Origin of the sequence: Rhodococcus sp. PvR044 (assembly GCF_040548995.1) — a bacterium.
GTDB lineage: Bacteria > Actinomycetota > Actinomycetes > Mycobacteriales > Mycobacteriaceae > Rhodococcus_G > Rhodococcus_G oryzae.
In genome coordinates this window covers 35,261-60,205 of sequence record NZ_JBEPSX010000009.1, presented here as the reverse complement: position 1 = coordinate 60,205, position 24,945 = coordinate 35,261, and the positions used below count along the sequence as shown (strand labels likewise).

The 24,945-nt window shown below is 69.3% G+C and carries 24 protein-coding genes, 1 tRNA gene and 2 pseudogenes; 13 read left to right on the top strand and 14 right to left on the bottom strand.

Translation table 11 applies throughout. The features are described from left to right. Positions 1-162 precede the first annotated feature (162 nt). Complete coding sequence (locus ABIC28_RS19955; RefSeq protein WP_097209806.1) at positions 163-1,377, top strand: S8 family serine peptidase; 1,215 nt, start codon at positions 163-165, stop codon at positions 1,375-1,377. A gap of 80 nt (positions 1,378-1,457) precedes the next feature. Here the strand turns inward: ABIC28_RS19955 and ABIC28_RS19950 are convergent. Next, positions 1,458-1,543 (bottom strand) — tRNA-Leu (locus tag ABIC28_RS19950). A gap of 125 nt (positions 1,544-1,668) precedes the next feature. Between ABIC28_RS19950 and ABIC28_RS19945 the strand changes: the two genes are divergently transcribed. The 3 genes from ABIC28_RS19945 (at position 1,669) to ABIC28_RS19935 (ending at position 3,969) form a co-directional block, all read left to right on the top strand. After that, positions 1,669-3,021 carry a M20/M25/M40 family metallo-hydrolase gene (locus ABIC28_RS19945; protein ID WP_097209805.1) on the top strand — a complete coding sequence of 451 codons (1,353 nt, stop codon included), beginning with the start codon at positions 1,669-1,671 and terminating at the stop codon, positions 3,019-3,021. A gap of 61 nt (positions 3,022-3,082) precedes the next feature. Beyond that, the gene (locus ABIC28_RS19940) at positions 3,083-3,616 is read left to right on the top strand and encodes a YbhB/YbcL family Raf kinase inhibitor-like protein (RefSeq protein WP_097209804.1); all 534 of its coding nucleotides are present in this window, start codon (positions 3,083-3,085) and stop codon (positions 3,614-3,616) included. A gap of 83 nt (positions 3,617-3,699) precedes the next feature. Further along, positions 3,700-3,969 (top strand): hypothetical protein, encoded by a 270-nt coding sequence (locus tag ABIC28_RS19935; RefSeq protein ID WP_097209971.1) that lies wholly within the window; start codon positions 3,700-3,702, stop codon positions 3,967-3,969. Between the two features lie 10 nt (positions 3,970-3,979). On the opposite strand, the gene ABIC28_RS19930 is transcribed toward ABIC28_RS19935, so the two are convergent. Together ABIC28_RS19930 and ABIC28_RS19925 are read right to left on the bottom strand one after the other, a co-directional pair. Next, positions 3,980-4,264, bottom strand: coding sequence for a hypothetical protein (locus tag ABIC28_RS19930; protein WP_097209803.1), 285 nt, complete (start codon positions 4,262-4,264; stop codon positions 3,980-3,982). Between the two features lie 101 nt (positions 4,265-4,365). Continuing rightward, positions 4,366-5,280: a LysR family transcriptional regulator gene (locus ABIC28_RS19925; protein WP_097209802.1), complete on the bottom strand. Its 915-nt coding sequence runs from the start codon at positions 5,278-5,280 to the stop codon at positions 4,366-4,368. A 93-nt stretch (positions 5,281-5,373) separates the two neighbouring features. Here ABIC28_RS19925 and mqo point away from each other — a divergent pair, with 93 nt between their 5' ends. Further along, positions 5,374-6,882: a malate dehydrogenase (quinone) gene (mqo, locus tag ABIC28_RS19920; protein WP_354580481.1), complete on the top strand. Its 1,509-nt coding sequence runs from the start codon at positions 5,374-5,376 to the stop codon at positions 6,880-6,882. On the opposite strand, the pseudogene dprE1 reads toward mqo, so the two are convergent. Beyond that, a pseudogene (gene dprE1 / locus ABIC28_RS19915) lies at positions 6,879-8,277 on the bottom strand (decaprenylphosphoryl-beta-D-ribose oxidase). The gene mqo and the pseudogene dprE1 sit on opposite strands and share 4 nt — an antisense overlap. Before the next feature lie 204 nt (positions 8,278-8,481). On the opposite strand from dprE1, the pseudogene ABIC28_RS19910 reads away from it, so the two are divergent. Next, positions 8,482-10,317: pseudogene (locus ABIC28_RS19910) on the top strand (thioesterase domain-containing protein); the annotation flags it as partial. Positions 10,318-10,590: 273 nt separating this feature from the next. Here the strand turns inward: ABIC28_RS19910 and ABIC28_RS19905 are convergent. The 3 genes from ABIC28_RS19905 to ABIC28_RS19895 are packed head-to-tail and all read right to left on the bottom strand — an operon-like array spanning position 10,591 to position 12,954. Then, on the bottom strand, positions 10,591-10,803 hold the full coding sequence (locus ABIC28_RS19905; RefSeq protein ID WP_143548363.1) for a hypothetical protein: 213 nt from the start codon (positions 10,801-10,803) through the stop codon (positions 10,591-10,593). A 19-nt stretch (positions 10,804-10,822) separates the two neighbouring features. Then, positions 10,823-11,893: a quinone-dependent dihydroorotate dehydrogenase gene (locus ABIC28_RS19900; protein WP_354580479.1), complete on the bottom strand. Its 1,071-nt coding sequence runs from the start codon at positions 11,891-11,893 to the stop codon at positions 10,823-10,825. Positions 11,894-11,940: 47 nt separating this feature from the next. Beyond that, on the bottom strand, positions 11,941-12,954 hold the full coding sequence (locus ABIC28_RS19895; protein ID WP_354580477.1) for a YncE family protein: 1,014 nt from the start codon (positions 12,952-12,954) through the stop codon (positions 11,941-11,943). A gap of 220 nt (positions 12,955-13,174) precedes the next feature. On the opposite strand from ABIC28_RS19895, the gene ABIC28_RS19890 reads away from it, so the two are divergent. Next, complete coding sequence (locus ABIC28_RS19890; RefSeq protein WP_097209795.1) at positions 13,175-13,528, top strand: hypothetical protein; 354 nt, start codon at positions 13,175-13,177, stop codon at positions 13,526-13,528. A 66-nt stretch (positions 13,529-13,594) separates the two neighbouring features. On the opposite strand, the gene ABIC28_RS19885 is transcribed toward ABIC28_RS19890, so the two are convergent. The 6 genes from ABIC28_RS19885 to ABIC28_RS19860 all read right to left on the bottom strand — a co-directional run bounded on the left by ABIC28_RS19885 (position 13,595) and on the right by ABIC28_RS19860 (position 18,742). After that, positions 13,595-14,440, bottom strand: a complete 846-nt coding sequence (locus ABIC28_RS19885; protein WP_097209970.1) for a heme ABC transporter ATP-binding protein — start codon at positions 14,438-14,440, stop codon at positions 13,595-13,597. Then, the gene (locus ABIC28_RS19880) at positions 14,440-15,516 is read right to left on the bottom strand and encodes a FecCD family ABC transporter permease (protein ID WP_097209794.1); all 1,077 of its coding nucleotides are present in this window, start codon (positions 15,514-15,516) and stop codon (positions 14,440-14,442) included. Before ABIC28_RS19880 ends, ABIC28_RS19885 begins: the two co-directional genes overlap by 1 nt. Beyond that, entirely contained in the window at positions 15,513-16,478 is a 966-nt protein-coding gene (locus ABIC28_RS19875; protein WP_354580642.1) for a heme/hemin ABC transporter substrate-binding protein, read from the bottom strand. The genes ABIC28_RS19880 and ABIC28_RS19875 overlap by 4 nt, the downstream gene beginning before the upstream one ends. Before the next feature lie 59 nt (positions 16,479-16,537). After that, the gene (locus ABIC28_RS19870) at positions 16,538-17,224 is read right to left on the bottom strand and encodes a biliverdin-producing heme oxygenase (RefSeq protein WP_077041613.1); all 687 of its coding nucleotides are present in this window, start codon (positions 17,222-17,224) and stop codon (positions 16,538-16,540) included. A 41-nt stretch (positions 17,225-17,265) separates the two neighbouring features. Continuing rightward, positions 17,266-17,715, bottom strand: a complete 450-nt coding sequence (locus ABIC28_RS19865) for a TIGR03668 family PPOX class F420-dependent oxidoreductase (RefSeq protein WP_269590099.1) — start codon at positions 17,713-17,715, stop codon at positions 17,266-17,268. Positions 17,716-17,821: 106 nt separating this feature from the next. Further along, positions 17,822-18,742, bottom strand: a complete 921-nt coding sequence (locus ABIC28_RS19860; RefSeq protein WP_077041615.1) for an aldo/keto reductase — start codon at positions 18,740-18,742, stop codon at positions 17,822-17,824. A gap of 127 nt (positions 18,743-18,869) precedes the next feature. Here ABIC28_RS19860 and ABIC28_RS19855 point away from each other — a divergent pair, with 127 nt between their 5' ends. From ABIC28_RS19855 to ABIC28_RS19830, 6 genes are read left to right on the top strand one after another with little or no spacing between them, the layout of a single operon-like run. After that, positions 18,870-19,715 (top strand): undecaprenyl-diphosphate phosphatase, encoded by an 846-nt coding sequence (locus tag ABIC28_RS19855; protein WP_354580640.1) that lies wholly within the window; start codon positions 18,870-18,872, stop codon positions 19,713-19,715. Positions 19,716-19,724: 9 nt separating this feature from the next. Continuing rightward, positions 19,725-20,417 (top strand): histidine phosphatase family protein, encoded by a 693-nt coding sequence (locus ABIC28_RS19850; RefSeq protein ID WP_097209792.1) that lies wholly within the window; start codon positions 19,725-19,727, stop codon positions 20,415-20,417. Between the two features lie 51 nt (positions 20,418-20,468). Further along, positions 20,469-21,062 (top strand): DUF3090 domain-containing protein, encoded by a 594-nt coding sequence (locus ABIC28_RS19845; protein ID WP_077043673.1) that lies wholly within the window; start codon positions 20,469-20,471, stop codon positions 21,060-21,062. A gap of 3 nt (positions 21,063-21,065) precedes the next feature. Then, positions 21,066-21,884 (top strand): SCO1664 family protein, encoded by an 819-nt coding sequence (locus ABIC28_RS19840; protein ID WP_097209791.1) that lies wholly within the window; start codon positions 21,066-21,068, stop codon positions 21,882-21,884. Positions 21,885-21,932: 48 nt separating this feature from the next. After that, positions 21,933-23,174, top strand: coding sequence for a cysteine--1-D-myo-inosityl 2-amino-2-deoxy-alpha-D-glucopyranoside ligase (gene mshC, locus ABIC28_RS19835; RefSeq protein WP_269590100.1), 1,242 nt, complete (start codon positions 21,933-21,935; stop codon positions 23,172-23,174). Between the two features lie 34 nt (positions 23,175-23,208). After that, positions 23,209-23,784 carry a sugar O-acetyltransferase gene (locus tag ABIC28_RS19830; RefSeq protein ID WP_354580471.1) on the top strand — a complete coding sequence of 192 codons (576 nt, stop codon included), beginning with the start codon at positions 23,209-23,211 and terminating at the stop codon, positions 23,782-23,784. Here the strand turns inward: ABIC28_RS19830 and ABIC28_RS19825 are convergent. Next, entirely contained in the window at positions 23,753-24,925 is a 1,173-nt protein-coding gene (locus ABIC28_RS19825) for a TIGR02679 family protein (RefSeq protein WP_354580469.1), read from the bottom strand. The two genes, ABIC28_RS19830 and ABIC28_RS19825, sit on opposite strands and share 32 nt — an antisense overlap. Positions 24,926-24,945 lie beyond the last annotated feature (20 nt).

Here is a 24,945-nt window from a genome sequence, read left to right as displayed (position 1 = left end):
TCGAAGTGCCGGTCGACGTCGGATTCTACCGAGTCCGGGGATGTGCCGAGACCATCGCAGTTTCCGCTGACACAGGTGGTGACATCGCTCACAAGCCCGAGGAGGATTTCGGTATCGGGGGATTCGTCGGCAGTCGATGCCGATCACCGAAAGGCCGAGATCATGAATGAGATGAATGGTTCCACGGATCCGCCCCGGTTCCCGAGAGCAGTGACCGACGACATGGCCCGTCCGAACTCGCTGCTGCACGTCGAGTCGGTGGTACCCGTCGAGGCCCCGGTGCAGAAGGACGGACCGTTCCTGCCGGAACTGACGGAGGTCGATCTCCTCGTCCGCGCGGCGGACGCCCGTCGTGAGTTCAACGTCGGAGGTTCCGGTGTCACCGTCGCGGTGCTGGACACCGGATTACGCACCACACACGTGGATTTCGCCGGCCGGGTGGTGCCGGGGCGCAATTTCACCCGCGACAACGCCGGCGACCCCGCGGAGGTCGCGGACGGTCACGGCCATGGCACGAACGTGGCGGGAATCGTGTGCGCGGCGCGGATCCACACCGGCATCGCCCCGAACGCACGCATCGTCCCGGTCAAGGTCCTGGACGACAGCGGCGGCGGGAGCTTCACGGACATTCGGGACGGACTGGACTGGGTGCTCGAGCGGCGGTCGTCGCTGGGCATCTCGGCGGTCTGCTTGGCGCTTGGCGCCTCGGACAACCGGACGACCGACACCGACATGCCGGGCGACGGCATCGGCGCCCTGCTCCAGGAATTGACCGACGAGGGTGTCTGCTGCTGCGTGTCGGCGGGCAACGACTACTACGCGCACGGCGGCTTGCAGGGGATGAGTTATCCGGCGATCTTCCGGCAGACGATCAGCGTCGGGTCGGTCTACGACGCCGACGAGGGCAGCTTCCGCTACCGGGACGGGGCGAAGGCGTTCGAGACGGCTGCCGACCGCATGACGCCGTTCTCGCAGCGGCTGCACCGCAAGATCGGTGGGCCGTGTGCGACGGACATCTTCGCGCCGGGGTCTCCGGTGACGTCGGCGGGCATCCTCAACGACACCGGCGAGTCGCTCCAGTTCGGGACGAGCCAGGCGACACCGATCGCGACCGGAGTCGTCCTGCTGTTGCAGTCCTTCTACCTGCGGACCAGGGGTGAACTGCCGTCGGTCGCCGACGTGAAGCGGTGGCTGGTTCGCGGCGCCACCGTCATCTACGACGGCGACGACGAGCACGACAACGTCGGGCACACCGGGCTGTCCTTCCCGAGGGTCAGCGCGGTCGGTTCGCTGCTCGCCTGTGCGAAGGACCTGGCGATGCGCGAACTGACGGCCGCCGAGCACGCAAGGGCGGAGGTGGCGACGGGCCGACGATGATGTCGGACAAGAGAATTCGGAGAAACGAAAAAGGCCCCGGATCGTGATCCGGGGCCTTGCTCGTCTGTCTCAACTCAGAGTGCGCGAGGGGGGACTTGAACCCCCACGTCCATTAGTAGGACACTAGCACCTCAAGCTAGCGCGTCTGCCATTCCGCCACTCGCGCATGCACACCTTGTTGTTCGCCCGCCGTGTTCTGCGTGCTGGGAAAGATTAGCTGATGCAGCGCCCCACACCAAAATCAGCGCGTCTGCGCTGCTGGGAGGGGGTGTTCGGTGGTAGGAAAGTGGGGTGTCAGTCATCAAGATCAACTCCGATCGGGGCCGAGCAGAGGCCGAAGTCGTCGAACTGGTCAGCGCGCTGATCCGATTCGACACCTCCAACACCGGTGAGCTCGCCACCACCAAGGGGGAGCGCGAGTGTGCCCAGTGGGTGGCCGCCCGGCTCGAGGAGGTCGGTTACGAGACCGAGTACGTCGAATCCGGCGCGCCCGGCCGCGGGAACGTCTTCGCCAGGCTGCGGGGCGCCGACCCGTCCCGTGGCGCGCTGCTGATCCACGGTCACCTCGACGTCGTGCCCGCCGAGCCCGCGGACTGGAGCGTGCACCCCTTCTCCGGGGCGGTCGAGGACGGCTACGTCTGGGGCCGCGGGGCGATCGACATGAAGGACATGGTCGGGATGACCCTCGCGCTGGCCCGCCAGTTCAAGGCGGAGGGCACCGTGCCGCCGCGGGATCTGGTGTTCGCGTTCCTCGCCGACGAGGAGGCGGGCGGCAAGTACGGGTCGCAGTGGCTGGTCGAGCATCGCCCGGACCTGTTCGACGGCGTCACCGAGGCGGTCGGCGAGGTCGGCGGCTTCTCGCTGAGCGTGCCGCGCCCCGATGGCAGCGAGGCCCGGCTGTACCTGGTGGAGACGGCGGAGAAGGGGCTCGGCTGGATGCGGCTGACGGCCAAGGCCCGCGCCGGTCACGGGTCCTTCCTGCACGAGGACAACGCCGTCACGATCCTTGCCGAGGCGGTCGCGCGGCTGGGCAGGCACACCTTCCCGCTGGTGGTGCCGGACTCGGTCGCCGAGTTCCTCGGCGCGGTGAGCGCGGAGACGGGGGTCGAGTTCGACCCGACCTCACCGGACATCGACGGCACGCTCGAGAAGCTCGGGACGATCTCGCGGATCATCGGGGCGACGCTGCGTGACACCGCGAACCCGACCATGCTCAGCGCCGGGTACAAGGCGAACGTGATCCCGCAGACCGCCGAGGCGGTGGTCGACTGCCGCGTGCTCCCCGGCAGGCAGGCCGCCTTCGAGCGGGAGGTGGACGAGCTGATCGGGCCGGACGTCACCCGTGAGTGGATCACCAAGCTGGATTCCTACGAGACCACCTTCGACGGGCACCTGGTGGACGCGATGAACGCCGCGATCCTGGCGCACGACGAGAACGGCAGGACGGTGCCGTACATGCTGTCCGGTGGCACGGACGCGAAGGCGTTCGCGAAGCTGGGGATTCGCTGCTTCGGGTTCGCGCCGCTGCAGTTGCCGCCTGAGCTCGACTTCACCGCTCTCTTCCACGGCGTTGACGAACGGGTGCCCGTCGACGCGCTCGAGTTCGGTACCCGAGTTCTCGAGCATTTTCTCCATAATTGCTAGTGCCAGCAATCCATCGAGTGATCGCTCCGGTTCCGCCCCTCACCCGCTGAAAGGTCTCACCATGGCTTCCTCGCACAATCCCTACGACGCGCTTCCCGAGCTCCCGTCCTTCACGCTGACCTCGACGGACATCGAGGACGGCCAGGTTCTGGCCAACGCTCAGGTGAGCGGGATCTTCGGGGCCGGTGGCCAGGACATCTCGCCGCAGCTGTCGTGGTCAGATTTCCCCGCGGAGACGAAGAGCTTCGCGGTGACGGTGTTCGATCCGGACGCCCCCACCGCCTCCGGCTTCTGGCACTGGGCCGTGGCGAACATCCCGGTGACGGTGACGTCGCTGGCGTCCGGTGCCGGTACCTCGGACGGGTCCGGCCTGCCCGAGGGTGCGGTGCAGCTGCTCAACGACGGCGGCCTGTACGGGTATCTCGGTGCCGCGCCGCCGGCCGGGCACGGCCCGCACCGGTACATCGTCGCGGTGCACGCGGTCGGGGCGGAGAAGCTGGATGTGGACGCGTCTGTCAGCCCGGCCCGTCTGGGATTCAACCTCTACAGTCACGCGATCGCGCGCGCGACGCTGACCGGGACATACGAGCAGTAGCGAACCGACCGGCGCGCGGGGCCCTCGGACCGACCGGTCGAGGGCCCGCGCACCGACGAGGGAACGGGGGAGCGAGCGTGGAGATGCGTGTCTACGGGGAGCCGTACGAGACCGCCAAGGGCGCCACGATCATCACCGTCGCCCGGGTCGGCGGCCGCCGCTTCGGCCCCCACGACGTCGCCGCGGTGCCCGTCGGCGTGTTCGTCATCCACGGCGGAGAGGTCTCCTGGAGGCCCGCCGTCGACGAGACCCGGATAGCGCTGATGGCCCTGTCCGTCGGTCTCGCGTCGGCGGTCATCGCCACCCTGGCGGTCCTTCGCCGTCCGCCCTGGCCCGATCTGTCGCGGCGGTGACGTGCGCCGGTCAGCTGCCGTGGCCGAGGGGGTTGAACACGACGCGGTACCAGTTGCCCGTCGCGGGATCCTGCGTGCACGGGACGATGACGATGGCGCGCGACGTCTGCTCGAGAAGCGCGGCCTTGCTGCACAGGTATTGGGCCGACTCGCCGGAGAACTCCGACCGGTAGAGCGGTCCGAACTCCCACGGCTGCGCGCTCGCGGTTGCGGTGCCGAGCGTGGCCCCGAGGGCGACGGGTGCCGCCAGCAGTCCGAGAATCGTTGCGGTGCGCCTGGTCTGCCTCTTTCGCATGAGTGCTCCTCCGTTGACGTGGCGAACGGTCCTGCTGGTTCCGTCGCCGTTGGCTGCAGGAGCGTTACGGCGACTGCTCAGCGCGTTTTCGCGTGGCGGAGTCACCTCGTGGCGTTCGTGATGAACTCACCCGCGTGGCCGGTGACGTGATCGTGTAATCGCGTCACCGCGGCGGACGGTCGTTGGTTGCCCGTGACGAGCCCGATGGTCCGGTCACCCACCCCCGACAGGGTGATGCCCACGAGGTCGGGGTGGGATGTCTCCGCGGCGGGTAGCAGGGCAATGCCGAGTCCGTGTCCGACGAGGACTCGAATTGTCTCGAACTCGCTGATCTCGAACGCAACGTGTGGCGTGAACCCTGCTCGGGCGCACCACGAGTCCAGGCGTTGCCGGAGGTGGTAAGTCGGCGGGCTGGCGATGAAGTGCTCTTCGACGAGTTCCGCGAGTTCTACCTGGCTGCGTCCGGCCAGCGGGTGGGTACGTGCGACGTGGAGCAGGATGCGTTGGCGTCCCAAGACCGTCACTGGCAGATCGTCGGGTGGTGGGATGATCACGGCGAGGTCGAGCCGGCCGTCGCGCACCATCTCCGACAGCGCTTCGCCGTGCGCCTGCACGAGATGTAGTCGGATTCTCGGTGCCACCCGGTGGAAACCGGCGAGCAGTGAGGGGATGCTCACCGGACCGAGGGTGAGAGGGAATCCAAAGCGCACGAGTCCGCTGTCTGGATCGGCGTTGCCCTTTACCGCGCTCACGGCGTCGTCGAGTGCCCACACCAGGTCCCGGGTTCGTTCGTGGAGTTCGCGTCCGGCGGTGGTGAGGGAGACGCCTCGTCCGACCTGTTGGAAGAGGGGCACTCCCAGCGTTTGTTCGAGGGACTTGAGGCGGCGACTCAGCGACGACTGTGGCACCCCGAGGACATCGGCTGCGCGGGTGATGTGGCCTTCGCGGGCAGCGGTGTCGAATGCTGCGAACAGCGGAATCGCGGCCGCGACCTCGTCCGACAGGAATCGATCCATATTCGGATTGTAAGTCCATCATCTCCTCATTGGACGGATGAGTGGCGCAGGCGCACCCTGAGGGATACCACCGGCGACCAGGAGTGCGATCCCATGGACCACAGTGAAACGGCAAGCGCGGGAACGAGTATCGACCCCGAGGTGGTCGACGTCGTTCTCATCGGCGGGGGCATCATGTCCGCAACGCTGGGTGCGTTGCTCGCCAGGTTGCAGCCCGAGTGGTCGATAGTCGTGCTCGAGCGTCTAGGCGAGCTCGCGGGCGAGAGTTCGGGTCCGTGGAACAACGCCGGTACCGGCCATGCCGGGCTGTGCGAGCTCAACTACATGCCCGATCCCGAGGACCCCGCGAAGGCCGAGGACATCGGCCGGCAGTTCCACCTCTCGCGCCAGTTCTTGGCCGCGCTCGTCGAGAGTGGTGACCTGCCTGCCGCCTCGTCGTTCATCAATCCGACGCCGCACATGGACGTCGTCTTCGGCGACCGCGACATCCGCTACCTGCGGCAACGATTCGCCACCCTGCAGCGTTCGCCGCTGTTCGCGGCGATGCAGTTCACCGAGGATCCCGACCTGATCCGCCAATGGGCACCGCTGTTGATGGAGGGGCGCGCCAATACCGGGCCGATCGCCGCGACACGTTACGAGGCCGGCACCGACATCGACTTCGGCGAGCTGACCCGCACCCTGATCCGCTCCATGACCGCACGCGGTGCACAGGTGAGGATGCACCACGAGGTCACGGGGCTCTCCAGGGGAGCCGACGGCCGGTGGACCGTGACGGGTAGGGACCGTAGCCGCGGGGACCGCTTTCGGATCAGGTCCCGTTTCGTCTTTGTCGGTGCCGGCGGGTACGCCCTCAAGCTCCTACAGAAGGCGAAGATCCCGGAGGTCCGCGGCTACGCGGTGTTTCCCCTCGGTGCGCAGTTCCTGCGCACCGGCAACCCAGATGTCGTCGCACGGCACGATGCGAAGATATACAGCCAAGCGTCCGTCGGCGCGCCGCCGATGTCGGTACCCCACCTCGACAAACGCGTCGTCGACGGCGGTCCGTCCCTGATGTTCGGCCCCTACGCCACCTTCAGCACCCGACTTCTCAAGCAGGGCCGCCTCACCGACCTGTTCACCACCGTTCGGCTGCACAACCTGGCGCCATTGCTCGCCGTCGGGGCCAAGAACCTGCCGCTCGTCCGCTATCTGATCGGTGAGTTGCTGGCGTCACCAAAACGAAAGTTCGCGCAGCTGAGGCGTTTCTATCCCGGCGCCGACCCCGCCGATTGGGAGCTGGTGCAGGCCGGCCAACGTGCCCAGCTGATCAAGCCGGACCCACGCAAGATCGGTGTACTGACCTTCGGGACCGAACTGGTCACCGGGGCCGACGGGACCATCGCCGGACTGCTCGGCGCATCACCCGGTGCGTCGATCGCCCCGTCGGTGATGGTCGAGCTTCTCGCCACCTGCTTCCCAGCCCGCCACAAGGATTGGGAGCCGATACTGCGGAAGCTCATGCCGGGCATCGAGACCCGAGTGGATGCAGATCAGGCCAGCGTCGACACCACCCTCGACCGCACCGGCCGGATCCTCGGCGTGGTGCCGCGATCCAGCTAGCCCGACACCAGTCGAAGCCGTCGGGCCAGGTCGGAGGCGAAGACCCGGTCTGGGTCCACCCCGTCGCGGACCTTTCGCCATTCGTCGAGCCGCGGGTACATCCGGGCGATGCGGTCGGGAGTCGTGCGGGAGTCCTTGGCGAAGTAGAGGCGGCCGCCTGCGGCCAGCACCTGTTCGTCGAGCTCGTCGCAGAATCGCCCGAGCCCGGAGCGAATCGGGAAGTCGAGGCTCAGCATGAAACCCGGATGCGGCCACGAGAGCGGTGCGGGATTACTGTCGCCCATCCTCTTGAACACGTTGAGGAACGATCGATGCCCGGACTCGGCGATCGTGCGCACGATGTCGGCGAGTTGCTGCTCCGCGCCGAACGGGATGGAGAACTGGTACTGCATGAACCCCTGGGGGCCGTAGGCGCGGTTCCACTCTCCGAGCAGGTCGAGCGGGTGGTAGAACTGCGTCAGATTCTGGACGGTGCCCCGGCCGTGCTTCGGGTACATCCGGTGGGCGGCCTCCGCGGCGACCCGCGTCGTGAGGCGGTTGACCAGGCCACTCGGGAAGATGTCCGGGACGGTCAGCAGCTGAGGAGCGTTGAACCGCAAGGGGTCCCGGCGCAGCTTCGGCGGTAGTTGGTCAATGGTCGCCAGCGATCCACGGGTGAACCCGGCTCGGCCGAGCTTCGGCCCGGTGGAGATGGTGTCGGGCACCGACATCGAGTAGTCGTAGCCCTCGTCAGAGCCGCCGGTCAGCAGTTCCATCGTCTCGTCGAGGTTGGCGGTGCGGTCGTGATCGGCGATGAAATAGGCCGTTTCGGTGTGCTTCATCCGCACGCGCGCGCGGACAACGATGCCGGTCAGCCCCATTCCGCCGACGGTGGCCCAGAACAGGGCCTTCTTGTCGCTTGTAGGCGAGATGGTGCGGATGTTCCCGTCGGCGGTCAGCAGGTCGAGAGACTCGACGTGGTTGCCGAAACTGCCGTGAGAGTGGTGGTTCTTGCCGTGGATGTCGGCGCCGATGGCTCCGCCCACCGTGACCTGCCTGGTGCCGGGCAGCACGGGAACCCACAGGCCGTGCGGGAGAACGGCACGCATCAGCGCATCGAGGCTGACCCCGGCATCGAGGTCGACGATGCCGGAATCGGGATCGATGCTGTGGATCTGGTCGAGGGCGGTCATGTCGATGACCAGTCCGCCCGCGTTCTGTGCGGGATCGCCGTAGCTACGGCCGAGGCCGCGGGCGATGACCCCCCCTCGGTCCGGCTTGGCTCACCGCCTTGGCGATGGCCTCCAGATCGGGGGTCGACAGCACGTCGGCTGGTGTCGCTGCGCGCCTACCCCACCCGCTGAGAGAACGCCGTTCGGTTCTGAACTCGGTCGTCACAGTCACCGGACCCACCATAGCCACACCGAGCCGCAGGCATCCGCAACGAACGAGCACCATTGCGCGATAGAGCAGTTCGAGGCCTCCTGACGTGTCATGATCGTTCCCGTTTGGGGCTGGATGCCGGGGGATCGGGGCGGCGGGACCCGCGTGTCGCACGTATGAAATCTGGGCGCTGTGCCGCAATACCGGCGAGCGTCGCGAGGAGGGGAGCTTCACATGTCGAGCGAAACCAGCTGCACCCTGGGTGCGTATGTTCCGCTGCCGGACGGCAGGCACGCGTGGGAGGTTCGGGCGTCGTCGGCCACTGACTTCGGCGCGCTCGTCACGGCGGCGGGCGCACATGTGTTGCCGGACGCGGTCCTTGGCGCCACCGTCACGCACGGCCAGCTGCCGTCGGACGGGCGCCTCACGCTGACCCTGGTGCCGCATCTCGGCGGGGCTTCGGTGCAGGTCTTCCGCCAGGCGGGTGCGGGCGGTTTCACGCTCCTGTTCGAGGCGGTCGTCTCGTCCGGTGTGGCCCTGCCCGAGCCGGTTGCAATCGTGCCGGTGGAGCGGTCCACTTCGCCGATGGAGGAGCTGCCCGAGGTCGTCGAATCCTTCGGTGGCAGGTGGGATTCCGGCAGTGGCCAGAGTCTGGAGGAGCGGCTGGGGCTGATCGTCGCGGAGTCCATGGGCTACGCGCCCGAGGATCTGCCCGCCGAGATCCCGCTGATCGAGCTGGGGTTGGACTCGCTGATGGCGGTGCGGATCAAGAACCGCGTCGAGTACGAGTTCGACATCCCGCAGCTGCAGCTGCAGGCGGTCCGCGATGCAAGCCTGCGCGAGGTGGAGAAGTACCTGCGCTACGCGATCGAGAACCGCGAAGAGGTGGAGGCGCTCGCCGAGCAGCAGCGGAAGGAGAAGGAGTCGGAGCAGGCGCCCGCGGCACTCCCCGCCGAGTCCGAGATCACCGCGCAGGCGTTGCAGGCCGCGCCGTCCGACGTCGATGTGCCCCCGCGTGATGCCGCCGAGCGGCTGACGTTCGCGAGCTGGGCCGTCGTCACCGGGAAGTCGGCGAAGGGCATCTTCAACACCCTGCCGGTGCTCGACGACGACACCGCGGAGCGGCTGGCCGCGCGCCTGACCGAACGTGCGGGTGGCGAGGTGACCTTCGACGACATCCTCGACTCGGAGACCATCGAGCAGCTCGCGGAGAAGGTGCGCGAGCACCTGGAGGACGGCATGAAGATCGACGGGCTGGTCCGCACCCTGCGTGCCAGGCCCGAGGGGTCCACCGCGGTGCCGGTGTTCGTGTTCCACCCGGCAGGCGGCTCGACGGTCGCGTACGAGCCGCTGCTCAAGCGGCTACCGGCGGGCACCCCGATGTACGGTCTCGAGCGCGCCGCGGGCTCGCTCGACGAGCGAGCCGCCGCGTATCTCCCATTGGTCCGCGACATCCAGGGTGACGGGCCGTACGTGCTCTACGGCTGGTCGTTCGGCGGTGCACTGGCCTACGCAGTCGCCCAACGGCTCCGCGAGGAGGGAGCGGACGTTCGCATCGTCGGTCTCATCGACACGGTCATGCCCGGCGAAAAGGTCGAGGACACACCGGAGGAGACCCGCAGGCGGTGGCAGCGGTACGCGGCATTCGCGAAGAAGACGTACAACCTCGACTACCCGCTGCCCTACGACAAGCTGGCGGCGGCCGAGAGCGACGAGGCGCAGATTCAGATCCTGATGGATCTCCTCAAGATGAGCGGCACCAAGATCCCCGGCGGCATCATCGAACATCAGCGCAACTCCTGGCTCGAGTACCGCGCCATCCAGACCGCGGATCTCGGGACCTACGACGGGGACGTCGTGCTGTACCTGACCGACAGCTACCAGGACGACCTGATGGACCTCGAGCCGTCGTTCCGGACCCGTCAGCCCGACGGCGGCTGGGGCGAGGCGGTGCAGAACCTCGAGATCCTGCACGTCGGTGGCGATCACATCCAGATCATCGACGAGCCGCGGGTCGCGACGGTGAGCGCGGACCTGATCAAGAAGCTCGCCCTGATCGAGGTGGACCTGTAGAGCCACGGCCGGGAACGGGGCTCACGCGCCTAGAATCCGTACATGAGCCACTACGTCAGGCAGGAACCGGTCGAGCCGGAACCCCGGCCAGCGCAGTCCCAAGGCCGTCCTCGGTTCCGATGGGTCAGGGCGGGTCTGGATTTGCTTCGCCCCGGGAACCTGCTCCGCGACAGGGCGGCCAGCAGGTACTCGTCGGTGGCGCCGCGGCATCCCGATGGGTCCCGGACCAAGATCATCCCGTTCAACGGCAACGGCTGGGGTCGATAGGTCCGTTCAGTCTCGGCGCTGCCGACGGCGAGCGACGAGCACCGTCGTGACCGAACCACCGATCGCCACCAGCAGCGCGGCGGCCGCGACGCCGAGATAGCGCCGCTCGGACGCCTCGCTGTACGGATAGGTGTCAGCCCAGTCCAGGCCGAGTCGCACGACGACCGCACCGAGCAGCCAGCTCAACAGCAAACCGGCGATGACGGGCGCGTGACGCATCATGCCATCGTACGAGCGCTCAGGCGCGGTGCTCGGCGCCGACCGCCTCGGACAGCGAGGAGTACCCGGCCGCCCGGACCCGCTGTGCCAGGCCCTTGTGGATCCGGCGCATCCAGAACGGGCCCCCGTAGATGAACCCCGTGTAGCCCTGAACCAGGCTGGCGCCGGCCAGGATCCGCTCCCAGGCCTGGTCGGCGGTCTCGATGCCGCCGACGGAGATCAGCGCCAGCCGGTCCCCGACCCGCAGGTACAGGCGGCGCAGGACCTCCAGCGACCGGTCCGCGACGGGAGGGCCGGACAGGCCGCCCGCGCCGATCGCGGCGACGTCGGACTCCGGGGTGCGCAGGCCGCTCCTGCTGATCGTCGTGTTGGTGGCCACGATGCCTGCCAGGCCGAGCTCGACCGCGAGGTCCGCGACCGCGTCGACGTCCTCGTCGGACAGGTCCGGCGCGATCTTCACCAGTACCGGTACGTCCACGGCGGCCTGCACCGCGCTCAGCAGCGGACGCAGCGAGTCGACGGCCTGCAGGTCGCGCAGACCCGGCGTGTTGGGGGAGCTGACGTTGACGACGATGAAATCGGCGAGCGGGCCCAGCAGACGGGCGCTGGCCGTGTAGTCGGCGTCGGCCTCGGCCGCGGGCACGACCTTGGTCTTGCCGATGTTCGCGCCGATCGGCACCCCGTTATGCCGCTGGCGCAGCTGGTTCGCCGCGTGGCCCGCGCCGTGGTTGTTGAAGCCCATCCGGTTGATCAGCGCGCGGTCGGCCGGCAGCCGGAACAGGCGCGGCGCCGGGTTGCCCGGCTGTGCCTGGGCGGTGACGGTGCCGACCTCCGCGAAGCCGAACCCGAGTGGGCCCCAGGCATTCACGCCGGTCGCATCCTTGTCGAATCCGGCGGCCAGGCCGAGCGGAGCCGGGAAGTCCACCCCGAACACGCGGGTGCGCAGCACCGGATCGGAGACGGTGAGCACCTTGGCGACCAGTGCGCGAACCAGCCCTACGGCGGTGACCAGCCGCATGGCGCGGAACGCGATGTGGTGAATTCGTTCCGGCTGGAGGCGGAACATCAGGCGAAGCAGCAGGCTGTACAACGAATCTCCCTAGATTCCGGTCGTGCGAGCGTGGGCGGTGACCACCGTCATGACTGCGCCTTGGTGTCGATCGACTGCAGTCCGTCGCCGATCGCCGAGCCGACGAAGAGCGTGCCGGTGCCGGGGTCGACCGCCACCGCGTTGGGCTGGCGGACGGTGGGGAAGCGACGCTTCTCGACCGGGATGCCGGTCGAGAGGTCGTAGCCGATCACCTCGTTGCTGCCGGTCAGCGTGACCCAGACCAGGTTGGCGGTGTCGTCGTAGGCGATGCCGTACGGGGAGTTCGGGACCGGGAAGCGCTGCCGCATCATCAGCGGATCGGTGGTCAGGGCGATCAGCTCGCCGCCGCGGGTGTCGGTGACCAGGACCCGGCCGAAGTGGTCGGTGGTGAGGTTGGTGGCACCCTCGCCTGCGCGCAGGGCGCGGCCGAGGTGCTTGTCCGGGATGTCGATCTCGGTGACGGAGGTCTGCCTGCGATCGAGGGCGGTCAGTTGCTCGCCGGTGACGCCGAGCGCGTCGACCGACGCGAGCCCCGAGATCCGCTCGGTTTCCTTTCCTGCCGAGTCGAGGACGAGGACCGAGCCGTCGGAGGTGCCGACCGCCGTCGCGCCGGACTCGAGGAGGGCGGCGGAGCTGACGTCGCCGTCGACCTCGACGGTGGTCGTCTGCCCCGAGGCCAGGTCCACCCGGACCACGGCGCGGCCTGCGGGCACCAGCAACACGCCGTCGCGTGCCGCGCCGAGATTCGCCACGCCGCCGGGCAATTGGACCTCACGCGGGGCCGCCGCGGGATCGGCGGCGGGCAGCAGCAGGAGACGGTCCGCATCGGGTGTGAGCAAGGCCACGGTCCCGGTCTTCGGGTCGAATGCCGCCGTCTCGACGGCGCCGGGGAGCGGTCGCACAGTGCCGGCCGGCGGCGCGACCGTCGCGGGGGAGACCGCCGCGGTGGCCGGCTCGATGGTCTTGAGATTCTCGCCCTCGTCCTTCGAGGAACAGCCGGTCACCAGCAATAACAGCGCCCCCGCCAAGACCGTGGTGGTGCGTCCCGCCGGTACCCGCATGTACGTCTCCTCAGTCGCGTTTCGGCGTCGCGGGCCGAGGCCGCGGCGTGCCCGCCGCCGACCCGTTTGCCCGGTGTTCACCGTGTCCGTCACCTAGCATCCCTGATCGCGTCTCGTCCGAATAATCCGACTCGGGCCTGCGGGCCGGATCGGGACTACCGTGAACGGACCTGGACTGGCGTCCGGCAGTTTTCGTGGACCGCGGCAGGGAGGGGACGGCGTGGACTCAGGCAAGACCACCGGGTTCGCGTTGGAGGACCTGAGCGTCGGTCCCTACGCACACGGGTTCGGCACGAACGCGGGTGGCCAGGCCTTCGCGTTCCGCGTCCGCCGCAGCACCCTCTTCGTCGAGGTGTATCGCGCGGACCTCGAGTCCACCGTCCCCGACAAGTCGGACGTGGTCGCGACTGCCGAGCGCTCGATGATCACCGTCGACCTGACCGACGAGCGCAGTATCGCCGCCGCGGTGCGCGATGCCGTCGCCGCGGCGGAACCGGTCAACCCAGGAACCGCAACCGGTACCACCCTCCGGGCGCTGCTGGGTCGACTCAGCTCGATACTCGACCGCCGCTGAGCCCTGCCGAGTGTGCAGCTGCCGTCGCCCGCACTCGGCCGATGCGCCGGCAGCTGCACACTCGGCTCAGTCCCGCTGCGGCAGGACCAACTGGGCGCCCGAGCGCGGATGCGCGATCACCTCGACGGGGTGGCCGTACACCCGGCTGAGCAGGTTCTCGGTGAGCACCTCGCGCGGGCTGCCGTACGCGGCGAGCGCGCCGGCCTCCAGGACGGCGACGGTGTCCGCATAGGCCGCGGCCAGCGCGAGGTCGTGAAGCACCACCACGACCGCGGTGCCCGCCCGCGCGCGCTCACGCACCAGGGACATCACCGCCTCCTGGTGGCCGAGGTCGAGCGCCGCGGTGGGCTCGTCCAGCAGCAGCGTCTCCGTGCGCTGGGCGAACACCCGGGCCAGGGCCACGCGCGAGCGTTCGCCGCCCGAGAGTGCGGCGAACGGCCGTTCCGCGAACCTGGCGACGTCGCATGCCTCCATGGCCTCACGCACCGCGTCCGCATCCTCGTCCCGGCAGGCGGTGCGTACCCACGGCGCCCGGCCCATCCGGACCACCTCGAGGGAGGTGAACGAGAACCCGACGGTGTGCTGCTGCGGGAGTACCGCGCGCCGCTGGGCCATGTCGGTGCCGGTCCAGCGGTCAAGCGGCCTGCCGTCGAGCTCGACGTGGCCCGCGGCGATGTCCTGATCGCCCGCCATCGCCGCCAGCAGCGTCGACTTGCCTGCGCCGTTCGGTCCGACGAGGGCGAGCACCTCGCCGACGCGCACGTCGAGCGAGACGGATTCCAGTACCCGGCGCTGCCCGCGGTCCACGCTCACGTCCACCGCGCGCATGCTCACCGCGCCCGGCTCTCGGCGCTCCGGGACCTCGAGCTCGCGCGCGAACAGGGTGCGCAGCTGCGCTGCCAGCGTCGCCATCAGGCCCACCCACCCTGCTGGCGACGGGTCCGGCGCAGCAGCCAGAAGAAGAACGGGCCGCCGACCAACGAGGTCAGCATGCCGAGCGGCAGGTCGGCGTTGGGCACCAGGGTGCGGGCCCCGAGATCCGCGGCGAGCAGCAGGATCGCGCCGCCCAGCGCGCTGGCCGGGATCAGCAGGCGGTGGCCCGGCCCGACGATCATCCGCATCAGGTGCGGCACCACCAGGCCGACGAACAGGATGATGCCGGTGAACGCCACCGACGAGGCGACCAGCAGCGCGACGACCACGACCGCGAGCTGGCGCACCCGTTCGACGTTCACGCCGAGATGCGCGGCGGCGCTCTCGCCGAGGGCCAGCAGATCCAGTTTGGTCGCCATCGTCATGGTCACCGCGATGCCGACGGCCGCCATCGGCGCGACGATGGCCACCGAGTTCCATGTGGCGCCGTTGAGGCTGCCGAGCTGCCAGAACACGATCTGATCGCGGGCCGCGGGGGAAGCGGCGAACGTGAAGTAGGCGATCAGGCCGCCCGCGAACGCGTTGATCGCGATGCCGGTCAGGACCAGGGTCACCACCTCGGTGCGGCCCTCGGACCGCGCCAGCAGGTACACCAGGGCCGTGGTGATGAGCCCCGCGATGAAGGCGGCCGCCGCAACGGGGGGACCGGCGACGAATGCGCCGCCGGTGACGATCACGGCGCTGGCCCCCACCGCGGCGCCTGCTGAGACACCGATGACGCCGGGCTCGGCGAGCGGGTTCGCGAACACGCCTTGCAGGAGCGCGCCCGCACAGGCGAGCGCGGCGCCGACCACGATCGCAAGCGCGACCCGCGGGAACCGGACCTGCCAGAGGGTGACCTCGCCGCTCGGGTGCGCGGGCATGGGGCCGAGGTCGAGACCGATGCGGTGCAGGACGCTGCCGATCACCTCCATCGGCGCGGTCGGCACCTGCCCAACGCAGGCGGAGACCAGTGCGAGCACGAGGAGCGCGATGCTCAGCGCAGCCAGGACCGCCCCGCCGCGGAGCCGCCTGCGCGGCGGCGCGGCGGCGGGGGCGGCCGTCGTCGCGGTCACTGGGCGGGCGGGCCGTACACGGCCGTCGCCAGTGCTTTCAGGACGGCGCCGGTGCGCGGCCCGAAGCTGAGCAGGGCGCCGTCCTGCATGTCCACGATCCGCTGGTTACTGCCGGCGGGGGTCTGCGCGATGCCCGGGATCGCGGTCAGGCCCTCGACGCCTCCGATGGATTCGAGGCCGCCGGTCATCATCAGGAACACGTCCGGCCCCGCCGCGATCATCGCCTCGCTGGTGATCGACGTGAAGTCCTTGGTGAGCCCGGCCGCGGTCCCCGCGTCGGTGGCTCCGAGTCCCTCGATCAGCGAGTCCGCACCCGACCCGGGGCCGGCCAGCATCGTGATCGCGGGGCCGCGCATGTACAGGAATGCGATGGTCAGCGGGTCGGCGTTCGACGGAACGAGGGCGGAGGCCTCGGCGATCTCGGCGGCGGTCCGGTCGCGCAGCGCGGTGCCCTCGGCGGGAACCCCGAGCGCGTCGGCGACGGCCTGGATCTGGTCCGGCACGCTCGCCAGCGAGCGGCTGGGGTCGAAGTACACGACGGGGATGCCCGCCGCGCGCAACTGGTCCTGGACGGCCCTCGGCCCGATGCTGGAATCGGTGAGCACCACGGTGGGGTGCAGGTTCAGGATGGCCTCGGCGGACAGCTGTCGGCCGCTCGGGGTGACGTTCGGGACCGACTCCACGGCGGGGAACTTCGCCGCGATGTCCCGGCCGACCAGACGGTCACCGAAACCGAGCGCGTAGACCGTCTCGGTGAGGGTGCCGTACTGATCCGCGGCGACGATCCGGCTGGTGTCGGTGATCGTCACGTCGACGCCGTCCGCGCTCCGGACGGTCACCGGCAGGGTCGAGACCGGGTGCTCCGCGATCGGCTCGGGGTCGAGGCTCTCGAGGGTGGCCGTTGTCCGGCCGGTCTGCGCGCCGGTCGGCGCGTCGCCGCCGGTCGCGCAGGCGGTCGTCATCGCCGCGGCGGCCAGCGCGATGGCCAGCAATCGCACGCCCCGAGCGCCGAGCAGTCGGCTCATTTGACGAGGTAGCTCTCGATCTCGGCCTCGAGGTCCGCGAACAGATCTCCGTTGAGACGGTAGGCCAGGATCACCTCGTCGATCAGACGCTGCTGCTCGTCCGCGGACAGCGGCGCGGCGTCGAGCTTGCCCCGGTAGGCGTCCTTGTAGAGCTTGGGCTTCTCGATCTGGTCGAAGATGTAGAACCGCAGGCCGTCGGTGGTGTAGCCGTAGGCGCGCTCGAGCATCCGGCGGATGATCTGTCCGCCGGAGAGATCGCCCATGTAGCGGATGTAGTGGTGCGCGACGAAGCCGGCGGGCCAGTCGAACGCGATCTCGTGGAGCCGGTCGACGTACCGGGTGGTGGCAGGCAACGGGGTGATCTCGTCTCGCCAGTTCGCGCCGAGCAGGAACTCCAGGTCGGCCTCGAGTGCCTCGGTGCGCAGGAGCTCGTCGCCGAGGAACTCCGCCACGATCGGGTTCGATGCCTGGGCGCGGCCCGCCTCCTCGAGCGCGAGGTAGACCAGGTAGGTCTGGCCGAGCAGGGCCGCATATCCGGCACTGGTCAGCTTGCCCGCGAGGAGATCTCCGACGAAGCGCGACTGCTCGGTCTGGCGGTGCGCAGCGTCGGTCTGCGTCCTGATCCGCTCGGCCAATCCGGTCGCATCATCCGCGGCGTCTACACCGGAATCGAGCATTGTCATCGTTACTCCTGTAGCTCTTCGGAAGCGCAATTCATCCTAGGTTAGCCTGCCCTAGTAGATCGGGTGTCCAGGGCTGACCAGGAGACCCATCGGTCCGGATCGATCGCGACCACCGGACCCCCGGGCGGAGACGCCGTGTACTGCACGTACTTCCGTACGAGCGCGTCGATGCCGATCCGGCTCTGCGCGTCGTCGTCGAGCACGCGCGCCGCGCCGTCGACGCGGATCCACCAGAGTTGCGACCAGTCCTCGGCGTACTCGTCGACGAGCAGGCTGACCCGCCCGGTGGCGGTGATGTTGTCGAGCCGCCGCAGCCGTCGTGTCGACTTGGGCTTGTCGTCGACCGCCGTGTAGATCAGCCCGCCCGCCATCGCGAAGACCACCGGCACCAGGTGCGGCAGGCCCTCGGCCCCGACCGTGGCCAGCGTCGCGACCCGTGCGCGGGCGAACCGGCTGTGGAGCTCGGCCTGCGGTATCGACGGGGGCGGCACCCCTTCAGCGTAGGTCGCCGGAGCGCAGCTTGCGGAGCGACCGGGGAGCACCGGAGCGGCAGCCTGCGGAGCGACCAAAGAGCACCTGCGCGCGGGAAGTGGGCGGTCAGGCGCTGACGTCGTCGAGGGCCGCGGCGATCGCCGCGGGCAGCTCCAGGTCCTCGGCCGCCAGTACGCCGGTGTGCTGGGCGTAGTCCCTCGCACCGACGATCGCGCTCGCCACCCCCGGCCGGTCGCACACCCACGCCAGCGCCACGGCCAGCGGGGAGGCCCCGAGCCCGTCGGCCGCCGTGACGACGGCCTCGACGACCCGGGCGGTGTGGTCGGCGTTCAGGTACCCGACGACCAGGTCCGCGCCGGTCTCGGTGGCGCCGCGGGAGTCGGCGGGGATGCCGTCGCGGTACTTGCCGGTGAGCACGCCGCCCGCAAGCGGGACCGCGGCCAGCAGGCCGATGCCGTGGTGGTCCGCGGCCGGGATCAGTTCGTCCTCCACCCCGCGCGCGAGCAGCGAGTACTCGGCCTGGGTGGCGATGAGCTTGGTGCCCGCCGCCGCGGTGGCCAGCTGCCAGCCCAGGTGGCCGCGCGCCCCGACGTACCGGGCCCGCCCGGTCGCGACCGCGAACTCGAGGGCCGAGGCCACCTCTTCGACCGGGGTGAAGGGGTCCCAGGTCGCAACCTGCCACAGGTCGAGGTGGTCGGTGCCCAGCTCCTTGAGGGTCGCGTCGAGCTGACCGATCAGCGCGCGTCGCGAGCAGTTCAGGCGTTCTCGGCCGGGGTGGATGCCCGCGCTGCTGCTCAGCACCAGCTGATTGCGCGGCACCACGTCGTCGAGCAGCTCCGCCAGGATGCGCTGCGAAACGCCGTCGCCGTAGAACGGTGCCGAATCGACCAGGGTGCCACCGGATTCCGCGAAACCCATCAGCTGGGCCGCCGCCTCGACGCCGTCCGTGTCCCGACCCCAGCCGAGCGTGCCGAGTCCGATGCGGGACACCCGGAGTCCGCTGTCGCCGACCGCGCGCTGCCTCATAATTCGATCACCACAAGAAGGGGAGCGTAGTGGTGCCGCGCGGTGCGCGCGCAGAGGGCGCGCCGGGTACGGTCGCTCCCGTGAATCTTCTTTGCCGCGTGTACGTGTCCCCGGGAGTCGGCCTGTGATCGTGGAATCGATGACGTGGCTGCAGGCCATCGTCCTCGGAGTGGTCCAGGGACTGACCGAGTTCCTGCCCATCTCCTCCTCCGGCCACCTTCGCATCGTGTCGGAACTGTTCTGGGACACCGATGCGGGCGCTTCCTTCACGGCGGTGACGCAGCTCGGCACCGAGGCCGCGGTGCTCGTCTACTTCGCCAGGGACATCTGGCGGATCGCGATGGCCTGGTTCCGTGGCCTGTTCGACCCGGACAAGCGCGGCGATCACGACTACAAGATGGGCTGGTACGTCATCGTCGGCACCATCCCGGTCGGCATCCTCGGGTTCATCTTCAAGGACGAGGTCCGCACCGGGGCTCGCAACCTGTGGCTGGTCGCGAGCATGCTCATCGTCTTCGCGCTGGTGATCGCCGCAGCGGAGTACTACGGGCGCAAGCGCAGGCCGATCGAACAGCTCACGCTCAAGGACGGCGTGATCATGGGCTCGGCTCAGGCGTTGGCCCTGATCCCAGGCGTGTCACGCTCCGGCGGCACCATCAGCGCAGGCCTGTTCCTCGGTCTCACCCGTGAGGCCGCCGCTCGCTACTCGTTCCTGTTGGCGATCCCCGCGGTCACCGCGGCCGGATTGTTCAGCCTCCCCGACGCATTCGCGCCCGCGGGCGAGGGACTCAACGCCAGCGGGGCCCAGCTGATCGTCGCGACCCTCATCGCCTTCGTGATCGGGTACGTCACCATCGCGTGGTTGCTCCGGTTCGTGGTCGACCACTCGATGTACTGGTTCGTGGGCTACCGGATCATCCTGGGTCTGCTGGTGTTCGGGTTGCTGGGCACGGGCGTGATCTCCGCGACCTAGGCTGGGCCCATGACAGTGATCCTGCTGCGGCACGGACGGTCGACGTCCAACACCTCGGGCATGCTCGCCGGCCGGTCACCTGGCGTCGATCTCGACGATCGCGGCCGGGAGCAGTCCCGCGCGGTGGTGGATCGGCTCACGGGCGTGCCGCTCGCGGCGATCGTTCGCTCCCCGCTGCTGCGCTGCGAACGGACCGTCGAGCCGCTGGCGCGGGACCGGGACCTGGACCCGATCGCCGACGAGCGGTTGATCGAGGTGGACTACGGCACGTGGACCGGACAGGCGATCAAGGACCTGTTGGAGGAGCCGCTGTGGAAGGTGGTGCAGCAGCACCCATCCGCCGCGGTTTTCCCCGACGGCGAGGGCCTGGCGCAGGTGCAGGCCAGGGCGGTCGCCGCGATCCGGGCGCACGATGCCAGGCTCGCCGAGGAACACGGCGGGGACGTGCTCTGGCTGGCCTGCACGCACGGCGACGTCATCAAGTCGGTGCTCGCCGATGCGCTCGGCACCCATCTGGACGGGTTCCAGCGGATAGTCGCCGACCCGGCCTCGGTCAGCGTGGTGCGTTACACCGCGACCCGACCGTTCGTGCTGCGGATGAACGACACCGGCGACCTGTCTGGACTCAACGGCAGCGCGCCCGCCAAGCCCGCCGGTGTCGGATCGTCGGATGCCGTTCCCGGCGGCGAGGTGGGAAGGTAGGGGTAGGCGGATAATCACAGATAACGACCACTCGACCAGACGGAGGTGCTGATGTCCCGAGCAATACACGTTTTCCGCACCCCTGATCGATTCATCGCCGGAACCGTCGGCGAGCCAGGTGACCGCGCCTTCTATCTCCAGGCGATCCACGAGTCCCGCGTGATCAGCGTGTTGCTGGAGAAGCAGCAGGTGCAGGTGCTGGCCGACCGGATGGGGCTGCTGCTCGACGAGGTCCACCGCCGGTTCGGCACGGCCGTGCCGCCGCAGGACGTCGAGCTCGAGGACCTCAGCCCGTTGATGACGCCGATCGATGCCGAGTTCCGGGTGGGCACGATGGGCCTCGGCTGGGATGCGGATGCCGGTTCTGTGGTCGTCGAGTTGCTGGCGGTCAGCGAGTCGGAGTTCGACGAGTCCGTGGTCCTCGACGACGCCGAGGACGGGCCGGACGCCGTCCGGGTCTTCCTGACACCCGAGCAGGCCAGGGCGTTCGCGCTGCGGTCCGTGCGGGTGATCGCGGCAGGGCGCGCGCCGTGCCCGCTGTGCGGCGAGCCGCTGGCCCCGGAGGGGCATGTCTGCATCCGCACCAACGGCTACCGCCGCGGCGCGAACTTCGAGCGCATCGACGAACTACCCGAAGAGGAATAGCCGTTGACCGCCGACCACGTCCTGGACGAGGAGTCCGAGTTGCTGCACACCGGCGAACTGTCAGTGCTGGGTCGGATCGTCAGCGCCAGCAACGCCACACTGGTCTGTGAGGCCACGACGAACGGGCAGAGCGTCCGCTGCGTCTACAAGCCGATCCGCGGTGAGCGGCCGCTGTGGGACTTTCCCGACGGCACCCTCGCCGGCCGCGAGGTCGCGTCCTACCTGATCTCCGAGGCGCTCGGCTGGGGCGTGATCCCGGAGACGATCCTGCGGGACGGGCCGTACGGCCCCGGCATGGTGCAGCGCTGGGTGGAGACCCCGGAACCGACCGGCGAGTTGGGTGAGCGGATGGCGCTGGTCGACATCTGCCCGCCGGATCAGGTGCCTGCCGGTTGGTTCGAGGTGCTCCTCGCGTACGACGGCGACGGCGAGCAGGTGGCGCTGGTGCACGCCGACGACCCCCGTCTGCAGCGGATGGCCGTGCTCGACGTCCTGCTCAACAACGCGGACCGCAAGGGCGGTCATGCGCTGGAGGGGATCGACGGTTCGGTGTACGGCGTCGACCACGGCATCTGCCTGCACAGCGAGGACAAGCTGCGCACCGTGTTGTGGGGTTGGGCCGGTCAGCCGGTAACCGGCGCACTGCTCGTCGACGTCGAGGCCCTCGCCGAGCGCCTGCGGGGCCCGCTGGCCGACCGACTGCGCCAGCACATCACCCGCGACGAGGTCGACGCGCTGGTGGCTCGGACCGAGGGCATGCTGGCGGACCCGGTGATGCCGCTGCCCGGGGACCACCGGCCGATCCCGTGGCCCGCGTTCTAGCGGGAACGCGTTCCGGGCGACTTCTGACCCTCCGATAGGCTCGTCCGTATGCAGTCCTGGTCCGACACAGCCGTTCCCTCCGTTCCCGGTCAGGGGCCGCCGCTGCGGCTCTTCGACACCGCGGACCGCCGGGTCCGGCCCGTCACCCCGGGCGAGACCGCCACCATGTACGTGTGCGGGATCACCCCCTACGACGCCACGCACCTCGGGCACGCGGCCACCTACCTGACGTTCGACCTCGTCAATCGCCTCTGGCGCGACGGCGGGCACGACGTGCACTACGTGCAGAACGTGACCGACGTCGACGACCCGCTCTTCGAGCGCGCTGCCCGTGACGGCGAGGACTGGGTGGTCCTCGGCATGCGGGAGACGGCGCTGTTCCGCGAGGACATGGAGGCGCTGCGGGTGCTGCCGCCCCGCGACTACATCGGCGCCGTGGAATCGGTGAACGAGGTCGTCGAGATGGTCGAGAAGCTGCTCGCCGCGGGCGCCGCGTACGTGGTCGACGACGAGGAGTACCCGGACGTCTACTTCCGGGCGAACGCCACCGAGCAGTTCGGCTACGAGTCCGGGTACGACCGCGACACCATGGAGCGGTTCTTCGCCGAGCGCGGGGGAGATCCCGAGCGGGCCGGGAAGCAGGACCGGCTCGATGCGCTGGTCTGGCGCGCCGAGCGACCGGGCGAGCCGTCCTGGCCGTCGCCGTTCGGTCCGGGCAGGCCGGGCTGGCACATCGAGTGCTCCGCGATCGCGCTGAACCGGATCGGCTCGGGCTTCGATGTCCAGGGTGGCGGCAGCGATCTGATCTTCCCGCACCACGAGTTCTCGGCCGCGCACGCCGAATCGCTTGTGCTGGACCGTCGATTCGCGCGGCACTACGTGCACACCGGGATGATCGGCCTCGACGGCGAGAAGATGTCGAAGAGCCGCGGCAATCTGGTGTTCGTGTCGAAGCTGCGCGGCGAGGGCGTCGATCCGATGGCGATCAGGCTGGGCCTGCTGTCCGGGCACTACCGCACCGACCGGGCCTGGACGGGCGACGTGCTCGCCGAGGCCGAGAAGCGTCTCGCGCTGTGGCGTCGAGCCGCCGCGCTGGGGTCGGCGCAGTCCGCGGACGACACCATCGCCCGGCTGCGTCAGCATCTGGCGGACGACCTGGACACCCCGAAGGCGATCGACGCCGTGGACGCCTGGGCCCGGTGGGCCGTGGACCACGGCGGCTCGGACGCCTCGGCGCCCGGCGCGCTCGCGGACGCCGTCGACGGACTGCTCGGGGTCTCGCTGCGCTGACCGGCACCCCGTGCCGTCGGCTAGGGTCGGCGTCATGGGGGAACAACGAGATCGAATGCTGCGTGGCGAGCTCTATCGCGACAGCGACGCCGACCTGGTCGCGGAGCGGAAGGCCTGCCAGCGCCTGCTCGATCAGTTCAATGCCACTGGGGCCGATGAGGATTCGCTGAGGTTCGACCTGCTCACGCGGCTCCTGGGCTCGATCGGCGAGGGGTCCTGGATCATGCCGCGATTCCAGTGCGACTACGGATCGCTGATCACGATCGGCTCGAACAGCTTCCTGAACTACGACGCCATCCTGATAGACTGCGCGCCGATCACGATCGGGAACGACGTGTCGATCGGCCCCCGTGCCCAGCTGCTCACCGCGTTGCACCCGATGGAGGACCACGAGGCGCGGCGGCAGCGGTGGGAGTCGGCCGCGCCGGTCGTGATCGGCGACAACGTCTGGCTGGGCGGTGGAGTGATCGTCTGTCCCGGCGTGAGCATCGGGGACGGCACGGTGATCGGCGCGGGCTCCGTGGTGACCAAGGACGTGCCGCCGCGGGTGTTCGCGGCAGGCAACCCCTGCCGTGTGCTCAGGGAGCTCCCCTGGCCGAAAGGTCCTTGAGCAGTTCGGGAATGATGCGCTCCTCCATGACGGCCGTCCCCTCGTCGAGCATCGCCACGGAGAGATCCGGGTCCCACGGTGACGGGCAGGGGCGATCCTTGTCCTTGAATTTCTCCGACATGCCCCTGCCCAGTGCCTCGCGATAGGTTGCGGCATCCATCAGCCACGGTGTCGCGCGGTACCGCTTCATCGCGTCCGCTGTCGTGCGGATTCCGGTCCAATCGAAGTCGCCCCGCCAGTGGATGGGTCCGGGCACCGCGTCCAGCAGGCGTCGTGCCGCGGCAGATGGCAGGCCCTGGGTGCAGATCATCGCAGGCGCGCGCGAACCCAGGGATCGTCCCACAGCGGCGAGGACTGCCGGATTCTCACAGACGTAGACCGGTGCGCCGGTGAGTTTCACCGAATGGCGGATCAGATGGTCGAGCGTGACAACGAATGGCGCACCCGCATCGGCACACGCGTTCATCCACCGTCCGACAAAGTGGTCGTCGCGGGAACGCAGGCCCAGGCCGATCACCTGACTTGAAAGGGTGTCCGGGGCGACGCCGTTCGACTCCCATAGTGCCCGCCTCTGCTCGGCGGAATCTGGATAGGGCTCAGCACTTTCCGTCGCGAGCGCGCGAAGCACCAGGCCCTCGATCGGACCCTTGCTCAGCGCCTTGGTGTTGCCGGTCGCGGCCTCGGCAAGTTCGGTCAGCGAGATACCGGCAGCGGGGAGTCGGGTGAGCACTCGAGCGGCGTCGAGCAACACCCGTGTCTGGGCATACCGGGTGAGGGCGCCGCGCTTTCGGAGCCATTCGAGCCACGGTTCGTAAGCGCCGTCACCCAGGATGTCGCGCACCTCGCGTTCGGCCTTGTCCCGATATGCCTCGGACTCCGCCCTGTCCAGTTTCAGGTTGCGCAACGGGGCCAACGTGTCGAGGAGCGAACGTCCACCATTGAGTGGTCGGCGCAACCATTCATCGAGTTCCACGAGCTCGACTTTGAAGGTCTTCGAGCGTTGCGGACGACCCCCACGGATCGCGGGGAAAAGCTGGTAGAGATTCGGTGCGTCCGGGGAGGCATGGACATTGATCGGCCCCTCCACCCGCAGCCAGTTTCCCTCCAGGCTCTTTCGCGCCGCGCCGAGCAGTACCTCCAACTCGGGCGTTCCTTCCCAGC

Excerpts from the sequence above, each read along its gene's own strand:
- ABIC28_RS19830 (WP_354580471.1), top strand. The coding sequence starts at position 23,209 with ATGGGGGAACAACGAGATCGAATGCTGCGTGGCGAGCTCTATCGCGAC.
- mshC (WP_269590100.1), top strand. The coding sequence starts at position 21,933 with ATGCAGTCCTGGTCCGACACAGCCGTTCCCTCCGTTCCCGGTCAGGGG.
- ABIC28_RS19905 (WP_143548363.1), bottom strand. The coding sequence starts at position 10,803 with ATGCGTCACGCGCCCGTCATCGCCGGTTTGCTGTTGAGCTGGCTGCTC.
- ABIC28_RS19935 (WP_097209971.1), top strand. The coding sequence starts at position 3,700 with ATGCGTGTCTACGGGGAGCCGTACGAGACCGCCAAGGGCGCCACGATC.
- ABIC28_RS19845 (WP_077043673.1), top strand. The coding sequence starts at position 20,469 with ATGTCCCGAGCAATACACGTTTTCCGCACCCCTGATCGATTCATCGCC.
- ABIC28_RS19940 (WP_097209804.1), top strand. The coding sequence starts at position 3,083 with ATGGCTTCCTCGCACAATCCCTACGACGCGCTTCCCGAGCTCCCGTCC.
- mqo (WP_354580481.1), top strand. The coding sequence starts at position 5,374 with ATGGACCACAGTGAAACGGCAAGCGCGGGAACGAGTATCGACCCCGAG.
- ABIC28_RS19925 (WP_097209802.1), bottom strand. The coding sequence starts at position 5,280 with ATGGATCGATTCCTGTCGGACGAGGTCGCGGCCGCGATTCCGCTGTTC.
- ABIC28_RS19850 (WP_097209792.1), top strand. The coding sequence starts at position 19,725 with ATGACAGTGATCCTGCTGCGGCACGGACGGTCGACGTCCAACACCTCG.
- ABIC28_RS19930 (WP_097209803.1), bottom strand. The coding sequence starts at position 4,264 with ATGCGAAAGAGGCAGACCAGGCGCACCGCAACGATTCTCGGACTGCTG.
- ABIC28_RS19885 (WP_097209970.1), bottom strand. The coding sequence starts at position 14,440 with ATGGCGACGCTGGCAGCGCAGCTGCGCACCCTGTTCGCGCGCGAGCTC.
- ABIC28_RS19870 (WP_077041613.1), bottom strand. The coding sequence starts at position 17,224 with ATGACAATGCTCGATTCCGGTGTAGACGCCGCGGATGATGCGACCGGA.
- ABIC28_RS19895 (WP_354580477.1), bottom strand. The coding sequence starts at position 12,954 with ATGCGGGTACCGGCGGGACGCACCACCACGGTCTTGGCGGGGGCGCTG.
- ABIC28_RS19860 (WP_077041615.1), bottom strand. The coding sequence starts at position 18,742 with ATGAGGCAGCGCGCGGTCGGCGACAGCGGACTCCGGGTGTCCCGCATC.
- ABIC28_RS19875 (WP_354580642.1), bottom strand. The coding sequence starts at position 16,478 with ATGACGACCGCCTGCGCGACCGGCGGCGACGCGCCGACCGGCGCGCAG.
- ABIC28_RS19955 (WP_097209806.1), top strand. The coding sequence starts at position 163 with ATGAATGAGATGAATGGTTCCACGGATCCGCCCCGGTTCCCGAGAGCA.